The following is a 9191-nucleotide window of genomic DNA, read 5'->3' as shown; positions in this document are numbered from 1 at the left end:
GGCGGCCGTTTTTCGTGGGAATCCGCCCCTTTTGCCGGGGAAACGGATTGCCACGCCAGTGTGCGCACTGGCTCGCAATGACAGGCTTGTGCAAAACAGCTATTTTGCAACAGGCCCTTTTTACCGTATTCAGGCGTGTTTGCCCTCCAGCTCCTTCTGGCGGTGGGCCAGAATGCGGGGGAAGCGCCACAGGAACATGGACCCGGTGGTGAGGGCGGCCAGAACGTCGGCCACCGGCTCAGCCAGAAACACCGCCATGACCTGATGGCCGGTGATGAGCCGGGGCAGGATGAGAATGAGGGGAAGCAGCAGGATGACCTTCCGCAGCAGGGCCAGAAACAGGGAGATCTTGGCTTGGCCCAGGGCCACGAAGGTCTGCTGACAGGAGGTCTGGACCCCCAGCATAAACATTCCGCACACATAGATCCGCAGGGCCCACACCGCCAGATCCACCAGCTCCGGCTTGTCGTTGAAGAGCATCACAAAGGCGTGGGGGAAGAGCTCCAGAGCCAGGCAGGCGGTACAGCTGAAAGTAAAGGCGCTGATCAGCAGCAGCTTGAAAGCCTTCTTCACCCGGTCCAGCTTGCCCGCGCCGTAGTTGAAGCCGATGATGGGCTGGGCCCCCTGGGCGATGCCCTGGAGGAGCAGGAAGAAGATCTGCAGCACGCTGGAGCAAATGGTCATGGCCCCCACGGCGGAGGTGCCGCCGTAGGCCTTGAGGGAGGCGTTGAAGGCCACGTTGACCAGGCTCTCAGTGGCGTTCATGATGAAGGGGGATACGCCCAGAGCCACTACCGGGGCCAGTACCTTGGGATTGATACGGAAGTACCGACTTTGCAGCCGCAGCTTGGTGCGCTTGCCGGTGAGGAACCGGAGCACCCACACCGCAGAGACGCCTTGGGCGGTGATGGTGGCCAGGGCCGCGCCTTTGACGCCCATGTTGAAGCCGAAGATAAACACCGGGTCCAGCACGATGTTGGTCACCGCGCCGATGAGCACCGTGGCCATGGAGATGGTGGAAAAGCCCTGGGAGGTGATAAAGAAGTTAAGCCCCAGGGAGATCTCCACAAAAATGGTACCCCACAGATAGATGGTCAGATAGTCGGTGGCGAAGCCGATGGTCTCCTTCGTGGCACCGAAGAGGAGGAGCATAGGCTCCTTGATGGCCAGGAAGAGGGCGGTCACCAGCACCGACAGGGCGATGAGCAGGGCGGTGCAGTTACCCAGGATGGCGTTGGCCTGATCCTCCTTGCCCTCGCCCATCCGTACCACAGCCCGGGAGCCGCCGCCCATGCCCACCAGGGCGGAGATGGCGGAGACAAACATCAGCACCGGGAAGCATACGCCAAGACCGGTAAGGGCCAGGTCTCCCACTCCTTCGATGTGGCCGATGTAGATCCGGTCCACAATGTTGTACAGGGCGTTTACCAGTTGGGCGGTGACCGAGGGCAGCGCCAGCCGCAGCAGCAGCTTGCCTACCGGGTCCCGGCCCAGGTCGTTTTCTCGTTTTGCCACAGCCATTACGCCTCGTCTTTCTCCAGAAAATAGGTGGCCTCCATGTCCGCCACGCTGAGGGCGAAGGCCAGAGGATACTGCTGGAAGGCCTGCCCCACCAGCCGCTTGTCCTCGTCGCCGGAGAAGCCCATGTGCCAGCGGATGGCCATGGCCTCCTCCCGGGTGAGGCGCAAAAAGCCGGAGAGAATGTACACGCTCTTCTCCCCGTGACCGTAGGGAAGATTATCCTCATAGAAGAAGGTGGGCACGCTCTGCCACTTGCCGTCTGGGCCCTTTACATTGCGGGTGCCGCCCCGGTAGCAGCCGATTTTGCATACGTCATGGAGGAGGGAGACCAGGGCAACCGTCTCCGGGGAGTAATCCAGGCCATACAGCTCCCGTACCCGTTCCCGCTCCAGATAGGCCTCCAGGCAGCGGTAGACGTTGACGCTGTGCTCGCACAGGCCGCCGGGGTAGGAACCGTGGAACCGGGCGGAGGCGGGAGAGGTGAAAAAGTCGCTCTTGTGCTCCAGATAGTCCAGCAGAGCGTCGGAGCCCTCCCGGTGTATGTTGTCCCGGTAGATCTGAAGAAATACTTCCTTGCTGTCCATGACAGACCTCCTCGTAATTCGCTTAAAAATCAGTATAGCACAGCACCCTGCAAAAAACCACCCCATGCACCGCTGATTCGTACCCCGAATAGAATGGGCGGAACAGGAGGTGCTCCATGGAGTGGTTTTCCATGCTGGCGGCGGCGGTCCTGTTTGCCGCCGCCTGTAATTTTGATACGGTGATCCTGGCTATGGGCTGGGCGGTACGGGGGGTACGTCCCTCCCCTGCCCACACCCTGGTCATTGCGGGGCTGACCACCCTCATCACCTGGCTGTCCCTGGTGCTGGGCGAAGGTGCGGCGGCCACCCTGGGCCGCAGCTTTGCCGGAGCCCTGGGGGGCCTGGTGCTGGCGGGGATCGGGCTGTGGTTCGTGCTGGACTGGCTGCGGGGCTTGGGAGAGACCGGACAGGAGGATACCCCCGCCGCCGGGAAGAGCCTGCTGGGCTGGGTGGCTCTGGCCGCCGCCCTGGCGGTAAACAACGCCGGGGTGGGCGTGGCCGCCGGGGCCTCCGGTGTAGGTCCGGTTCTGGCCTCTCTGGCCAATTTCATACTTACCCTGGCCGCCCTGCCCCTGGGCCGGGTGCTGGCCGACAAGGTGGCCGGGCGGCTGCTGGGCCGGTTCGCCCTCCCCCTGTCCGGCCTGCTCCTCATCGCCCTGGGGGTGTGGCAGGTGCTGGGGGGATGACTTCGCCCCGGCAAAGAAAAATCCCCGCGTCTTGAGACGCGGGGATTTGTGATGTACGGATGGAATTACTTCCGGCCGCCGCGGCGGGAGCTGCGGCGCTCGGCCTGGCGCAGCTCGGACAGCTTGCTGTCGGAGGAGGCCATAAACTGCTTCAGCCGATCCTCAAAGGTGGTGGGCTCGGCGGGAGCGGGCTTGCCACGGAAACCGCCGTTGAAGCCGCGGTCGCGTCCGCCGGGACGGCCCTGACCGCCGTGACCGGCGGGACGGGGAGGCGGATCCATAGCCTTTTTAATGGAGAGGTTGATACGGCCGTTCTCGTCGATGCCGATGACCTTGACCTTGACCTCCTGCCCTTCCTTCAGATGATCCTTTACATCGTTTACATAGGAATAGGCGATCTCAGAGATGTGCACCAGCCCCGATTTGCCCTCGGGCAGCGAGACGAAAGCGCCGAACTTCGTGATGCCTGTGACCTTTCCTTCCACAATCGTACCAACACCAAACTCCATTTGCCTGAAAAATCCTCTCTTTCAAAATTCAATCGGTGAACTGGAAGACGTATTCGCCCGGCTCCACCAGGCCCAGTTTCTCACGGGCCAGGTCAGCCTGCCGGTCCGGATCGCCGCTGTTTTCCACGGCGTCGGCCAGGTCGGCGTTGACTTGCTTCTGCTCCTCCACCTGCTGTTGGGCGGTGGCCAGATCGGCCTGAGCGGCCTGGAGCTGACTGCGCATGGTCAGCAGGCCGGTGGCCGTGCCGATGAGCAGCGCCAGGATGACGAGTTTGGTCAGAAGGGATGCTTTCTTGAGTTTCATGGGTGACTCCTTCCCCGTCGGCGGCCCGGTCTGACCGGGGGGTATCTTCCGTTTCATCGGATATTGCATTTATTTTATACCACTTCGGCCGATAATGGAAGGCTTTTTTTGCGGATTTTCCGATTTTTTTACACAGCTTGCCCAGCACCACAACCGGTAGTGTCACAATATGCCAGACCGCCCCAATAAAATCTGCCAGCCGGTAGCCCAGCCACAAAAAGCCCCGGCTCAGGGCCCAGAAGTAGACCCCGCCGCCGGCCAGTATCCCGGCCAGCAGATAACCCCGCACCTGTCCCCGGCCCGCCACCGTGGAGTAGACAAAGATGGCCGCCGTCACCACCAGCCAGAACAGCAGGTCCATTAGTCCCCCGATGAGGGGGAGGGGCAGGCGTACCCGCAGGATGCGCAGCAGATCGTAGATCAGCCCTGCCGCCGCCCCCAGGCCCACCGCTCCCAGCAGAAAGAGGGCCTGCTCCGATACCCAGATCTCCATCTCAACGGAACAGGCGGCCGAAGAAGCCGCCGGACTTCTCCCCCCGGCCGTCCTCGTAGGTGAGGGAGTCCACGTCCCCCTCCACCTTCAGGTCCCCGCCGTCCAGACTGAGCTTTTCAATGTGCAGGTTTTCCCCCCGGATGATCAGGGTGCCCTGGGAGGTGTGCATGACGATGGTGTTTTCGTCAAAGCTCTCCACCTCCTCCACCCCGGACACCGACAGGCGCTCCCGGTCCTCCAGGATCAGATGGTGGGCCACCTCCGGCCGGCCCCGTTCACTTTCATACGGCATGACAATGCCCCTTTCCCACATAGTCTTGTCTCTACTATATGGGACAGGGGCATGGGATATGAGTCACGCCATGGCCTTTGCCATGACAGGGGCCAGCCGGCGACTGAGGACCAGGGCCAGAGCCAGCTTGAGGGCATCGGGGATGAGGAAGGGGATGACGCAGCTCCACAGGGCGGATACCACTCCGATGGGGCCGCTGGTGGCGGCGTACATCAGCACGAACCAGGCGGTGCCGAAGGCGTAGCACACCGCCAGCCCCACAACGGCGGACAGCACAAAGACCACCGGGCCCTTGCCAAAGAGGGTCTGGGCCCCCCACATCACCAGGGGGATGAGGAGAAAGCCGATGAGATAGCCGCCGGTGACCCCGGCAAACCGGCCGATGCCGCCGGAAAAGCCGGAGAACACCGGCAGGCCCACCGCTCCCAGCAGCAGGTAGACCAGCACGGACAGGGAACCCAGCTTGCCCCCCAGGATGCCCACCGCCAGGAAAATGGCAAAGGTCTGCAAGGTAAAGGGCACCACCGTGGGGATGGTGATCCAGGCGCACAGGGTAATGAGGGCCGCCATCACGGCGACGTGGACCAGAGACTTGACTTTCATGGTGGTACCTCCTGGGTATATTGTAAACTCTAATTGGATTATAGTTTACAATAGAGAGAATGTCAACCATAAAATCAAATTGGTTGACAAAGAGAGCTGAGGCAGGCTACAATATACCATAGAAAAAATGTGGGGGCGACCTTTAGGGTGGCCCGCCGGAAGGGGAAAGGATGGATGACCATGCTGCGGGACGAGGTACTGGCCCTGCTGAAGGCCCAGGGGGGCGCCCCCCTGTCGGGGGAGGCCATGAGCCAGAAGCTGGGGGTGAGCCGTGCGGCGGTGTGGAAGGCCATGGAGGGCCTGCGGCAGGAGGGGTATGTGATCTCCTCCGCCCCCCGCCGGGGCTACGCCCTGGAGGCCTCCCCCGACCTGCTCTCTCCCGGGGAGCTGATGAACCCGGACCGGCGGGTGGGGTCCCGGCTGGTGTGCCTGGACACGGTGGACTCCACCAACAACGAGGTCAAGCGGCGGGCGGTGGACGATGTGCCCGACGGACTGGCGGTGGTATCCGCCCGGCAGACCGGGGGCCGGGGCCGCCGGGGCCGCAGCTTTGTGTCCCCGCCGGGGGGGCTGTATCTGTCCGCCCTGCTGCGGCCAAACTGTCCCCTGGAGCAGGTCAGCGCCCTCACCGCCTGGTCGGCGGTGGCGGTGTGCGACGCGGTGGAGGCCCTGTGCGGGGTGCGCCCCGGCATCAAGTGGCCCAACGACGTGATCTGGGAGGGCCGCAAGCTCTCCGGCATCCTCACCGAGCTGGAGCTGGAGGGGGAGACCGCCGCCCTGCGCTATGTGGTGGTGGGCATCGGGGTGAACCTGACCCAGACCGAGGCGGACTTCGGCCCCCAGGTGGCCCCGGTGGCCATCTCCATGGCCCAGGCCCTGGGGCGGGCCCCCCGGCGGGCGGAGATGGCCGCCGCCCTGCTGGACGCCCTGGACCGGCTGGACCGTGACTTTCCCGGGCAATGGGACCGCTGGCTGGAGCGCTACCGGGCCGGCTGCATCACCCTGGGCCGGCAGATCAAGGTGGTCCGGGGGTCGGAGGAGCGCATCGGCAGGGCGGTGGAGGTGGACGACCAGTTCGCCTTGGTGGTGGAGTGGGCCGACGGCACCCGGGAGGCCCTGTCCTCCGGGGAGGTCTCCGTCCGGGGCCTGCTGGGCTATGTGTAAACAAAAAAGGACCGCACCTCTTGGGTGCGGTCCTTTTTGCGTTTTAATAAATGGAGTCCAGAATCTCCACGATCTGGGCCACGCAGCCCTCCTCGCAGGAGCACAGGATGCGGGCCCCCCAGTCCTTGACCTCTTGGGCGCAGTTGGAGGGGGCGAAGGGGATGGCCGAGATGGCCAGCATGGGGATGTCGTTCTGGTTGTCCCCCACGCAGTAGATCTTCTTGGGATCGATGCCCAGATAACGGGCCAGATAGGCCACCATGCCCCCCTTGTTGCTCCCCTTCCGGGTGAGCTCCAGTAGCACGGCGTTGGAGAAGATCACCTCGTAGTGGTCCGCCCACCGATCCAGCATATACCGCTGGGTCTCCAGCAGGATCTCGTTGCGCTGCTGCAAAATGACCTTGCTCCAGGGCAAAGGCATCTGGGCAATGGGTACCTCCGACGCGGTGGCTCCCGCCCGGGTCAGATGGCGGCGGGTGACCTCGTTGGGCTGATAGACGTAGATATCGTCGTGGTTGTAGGCCTCAAAGCCGATCTCCGGAATGTCCCGGGCCACCTGCTGCAAGTCCTCCCGCACCCGCTGGGGCAGGAAGGTCTCGTATACCATCCGGTCCTCATGAAAATCGTACAGAGCCGAGCCGTTGGACAGCACCACCGGCGCGTTGATGGGGGCGCAGCGGGCGTGGGGCGCAAAGGTGGGGTGAGCCCGTCCGGTGGCCACCGTAAAGATGCCCCCCTCCCGGGTGAAATAGTCCAGGGCGGTCAGGTTGGCGGGCGCCACCTGCATATTCTCTCCATAGAGGGTATCGTCAAAATCGCTGACCAGCAGAACACCGTCAAACTTTCCGATGGCAGCCGCCTCCCTTCTGAATTAAACTGGTATTATAAAGTTTATACCATAGCGCGCAGCTTTGTCAACACCGCCTCAAACCAGTGGGGCAGCGGGCACTCCAGGGTGACCCGTTCCCCGGTGCGGGGGTGGATGAAGGACAGCCGCCGGGCGTGGAGGCACTGGCCTGCCAGCCCCGGCCAGGGCTTTTTGGACCCGTATACCACGTCGCCCAGCAGGGGGTGGCCGATGTAGGCCATGTGGACCCGGATCTGGTGGGTGCGCCCGGTCTCCAGGCGGCACTGGATGTGGGTATAGCCGTTTAAATGCTCCAGCACCGACCAGTGGGTCACCGCCCGCCGGCCCTGGAGCTTGTTCACCGCCATTTTCTTCCGGTCGGTGGGGTGGCGGAAAATGGGGGCGTCCACGGTGCCCGACTCGTCCTTTAAATTGCCCACGCACACCGCCTCATATTCCCGGTACAGGGAGTGGTCCTGAAGCTGCTCCGCCAGAGACAGGTGGGCAAAATCGTTCTTGGCGGCAATGATGAGCCCCGAGGTGTCCCGGTCAATGCGGTGAACAATGCCGGGGCGCAGCTCTCCGTTAATTCCGGAGAGTGAATTACCGCAGTGATATAACAGTGCGTTGACCAAAGTGCCGTCGGGGTGACCGGCGGCGGGGTGGACCACCAGACCCACAGGCTTGTTGACGGCGATGACGTCGTCGTCCTCGTAGATCACGTCTAAGGGGATGTCCTGGGGCACCACATCGATGGGGGCGGGGTCAGGCAGGGCCAGCACCAATTCATCCCCCAGGCTGGTCTTGTAGTTCTTCTTTACCGGCAGGCCGTTCAGGGTGACGGCCCCCTCCTCCAGCAGCCGCTGGGCCGCCGAGCGGGTCAGCTCGGGCAGCATCCGGGCCAGAAACTGGTCGGCCCGCTCCCCCGCCCGGTCGGCGGTCAGATGCAGGGGGGTCATGCCTTGTCCTCCTCTTTGCAGAACAGCAGGAAGTAGACGCAGAAGGCAATGCCGCCGCACACAATGCAGATATCCGCCACATTGAAGATGGGGAAGTTCATAAACAGGGTCTGAAACATATCGGTGACATAGCCCAGGAAAAGCCGGTCAATAAGGTTGCCCACCGCACCGGCCAGCACCAGGGCCAGGGAGACCATGCCGAAGGGGTGGTTGAAGGTCTTTCTGACCATCAGCACGATGATAAGGATGGAGGCAGCCGCCGAGATCAGGGTGAGAATCCAGGTGTGTTCCTCAAAGATGGAAAAGGCCGCGCCGGTGTTCTGGTAGTAAGTCAGCTGGAGGATGTGGGGCAAAAAGGGCACGCTGCCCCCCTCGGTGATGTTGAGGCGGACCAGTACCTTCACCAGCTGATCCAGGCCCACCAGGGCGGCGGCCAAAATGGCATAGAGCATAGTTTTTAGGCTCCTTTGACAGATCGTTCCTCTCATTGTAACACGGACGGCCCTAAGGGGTCAATCCTCGGCGGGAACAGGGATCTCCCCGTGCTCCTGCTCGTACTGGTTCAGATAGGATTCCACGGCAATGCACAGCTGCATATTGATGGAGCGCCTTCCCTCCTTGGCAAGGATGCGAATTTTATTCATATACTGCTCTTCCAGGCGCAGGGGATATGGATTGGACTGGACAGACATATTCGTCACTCCTAATGACTCTAATAGATGCTATCATCATATCTTTTGCTTATTTTCTGTACAATAGTTCTTAAAGATACAAAAAGATATTGATTGTATCTATTTGAGTGCTATTATAGGAATCAAAGGAGGGACTGGTATGGAAGGTGAACAGAGGACGCAAAAAATTTTGATCCAGGTGACCCCGGAGACAAAGGAAAAGGCGGCCTGGCTGGCCCGGCAGTCCTGCCGGAGCCTGTCCGCCTATGTCCGCCAGCTCCTTCGGGTGCAGATTCGGGACTATGAGGCGAAAAACGGGCCCATCCATCGGGACGGCGGGCGACCATAAAGGTCGCCCCTACGGGAAACACCGGACCCACCCGGTCTGTTGTAGGGGCGGCCTTTATGGCCGCCCGCAAAAAAGGGCCTGTTGCAAAACGTGCAGCTCGTACAAAGACCCGTCATTCCGAGAAAAACGGCCGCCCACCGGGCGGCCGTTTTTCGTGGGAATCCGTCCCTTTTGCCGGGGAAACGGATTGCCACGCCAGTGTGCGCACT

Annotated in this window: 13 protein-coding genes; 3 read left to right on the top strand and 10 right to left on the bottom strand. The window is 62.2% G+C overall.

Going from position 1 to position 9191, the window contains the following annotated elements:
- Positions 1-129: 129 nt before the first annotated feature.
- Positions 130-1521, bottom strand: coding sequence for an MATE family efflux transporter (locus B5E56_RS14185; RefSeq protein ID WP_087391362.1), 1392 nt, complete (start codon positions 1519-1521; stop codon positions 130-132).
- Entirely contained in the window at positions 1521-2105 is a 585-nt protein-coding gene (locus tag B5E56_RS14180) for a hydrolase (protein ID WP_087272828.1), read from the bottom strand. Before B5E56_RS14180 ends, B5E56_RS14185 begins: the two co-directional genes overlap by 1 nt.
- Before the next feature lie 116 nt (positions 2106-2221).
- Here B5E56_RS14180 and B5E56_RS14175 point away from each other — a divergent pair, with 116 nt between their 5' ends.
- Positions 2222-2791, top strand: coding sequence for a sporulation protein (locus B5E56_RS14175; RefSeq protein ID WP_087272831.1), 570 nt, complete (start codon positions 2222-2224; stop codon positions 2789-2791).
- A 65-nt stretch (positions 2792-2856) separates the two neighbouring features.
- Here the strand turns inward: B5E56_RS14175 and B5E56_RS14170 are convergent, their stop codons facing one another.
- The 4 genes from B5E56_RS14170 to B5E56_RS14155 all read right to left on the bottom strand — a co-directional run bounded on the left by B5E56_RS14170 (position 2857) and on the right by B5E56_RS14155 (position 4992).
- Positions 2857-3300 carry a S1 RNA-binding domain-containing protein gene (locus tag B5E56_RS14170; RefSeq protein WP_087188930.1) on the bottom strand — a complete coding sequence of 148 codons (444 nt, stop codon included), beginning with the start codon at positions 3298-3300 and terminating at the stop codon, positions 2857-2859.
- Between the two features lie 28 nt (positions 3301-3328).
- Positions 3329-3604 (bottom strand): septum formation initiator family protein, encoded by a 276-nt coding sequence (locus B5E56_RS14660; protein WP_087188929.1) that lies wholly within the window; start codon positions 3602-3604, stop codon positions 3329-3331.
- A 494-nt stretch (positions 3605-4098) separates the two neighbouring features.
- A complete protein-coding gene (gene yabP / locus B5E56_RS14160) occupies positions 4099-4389 on the bottom strand; it encodes a sporulation protein YabP (RefSeq protein ID WP_087188948.1) in 291 nt (96 codons plus the stop codon).
- Between the two features lie 63 nt (positions 4390-4452).
- Positions 4453-4992: a biotin transporter BioY gene (locus tag B5E56_RS14155; RefSeq protein WP_087188928.1), complete on the bottom strand. Its 540-nt coding sequence runs from the start codon at positions 4990-4992 to the stop codon at positions 4453-4455.
- 174 nt (positions 4993-5166) lie between these two features.
- Between B5E56_RS14155 and B5E56_RS14150 the strand changes: the two genes are divergently transcribed.
- Positions 5167-6156 (top strand): biotin--[acetyl-CoA-carboxylase] ligase, encoded by a 990-nt coding sequence (locus B5E56_RS14150; RefSeq protein ID WP_242959013.1) that lies wholly within the window; start codon positions 5167-5169, stop codon positions 6154-6156.
- A 43-nt stretch (positions 6157-6199) separates the two neighbouring features.
- Here the strand turns inward: B5E56_RS14150 and B5E56_RS14145 are convergent, their stop codons facing one another.
- The 4 genes from B5E56_RS14145 to B5E56_RS15040 form a co-directional block, all read right to left on the bottom strand.
- Positions 6200-6982 carry an HAD-IIB family hydrolase gene (locus tag B5E56_RS14145; RefSeq protein WP_275532741.1) on the bottom strand — a complete coding sequence of 261 codons (783 nt, stop codon included), beginning with the start codon at positions 6980-6982 and terminating at the stop codon, positions 6200-6202.
- A 65-nt stretch (positions 6983-7047) separates the two neighbouring features.
- A complete protein-coding gene (locus tag B5E56_RS14140; protein ID WP_087391351.1) occupies positions 7048-7962 on the bottom strand; it encodes an RluA family pseudouridine synthase in 915 nt (304 codons plus the stop codon).
- A complete protein-coding gene (lspA, locus tag B5E56_RS14135) occupies positions 7959-8414 on the bottom strand; it encodes a signal peptidase II (RefSeq protein WP_087391348.1) in 456 nt (151 codons plus the stop codon). Before lspA ends, B5E56_RS14140 begins: the two co-directional genes overlap by 4 nt.
- A gap of 60 nt (positions 8415-8474) precedes the next feature.
- The gene (locus B5E56_RS15040; RefSeq protein ID WP_275532739.1) at positions 8475-8606 is read right to left on the bottom strand and encodes a hypothetical protein; all 132 of its coding nucleotides are present in this window, start codon (positions 8604-8606) and stop codon (positions 8475-8477) included.
- Positions 8607-8793: 187 nt separating this feature from the next.
- On the opposite strand from B5E56_RS15040, the gene B5E56_RS14125 reads away from it, so the two are divergent.
- Positions 8794-8982, top strand: a complete 189-nt coding sequence (locus B5E56_RS14125) for a hypothetical protein (RefSeq protein ID WP_087391343.1) — start codon at positions 8794-8796, stop codon at positions 8980-8982.
- Positions 8983-9191 lie beyond the last annotated feature (209 nt).

It is taken from the genome of Flavonifractor sp. An112, from assembly GCF_002161085.1.
GTDB classification, from domain to species: domain Bacteria; phylum Bacillota; class Clostridia; order Oscillospirales; family Oscillospiraceae; genus Flavonifractor; species Flavonifractor avicola.
Note: the sequence above shows the minus strand (reverse complement) of the source record. Positions and strands in the feature narration are given on the sequence as shown.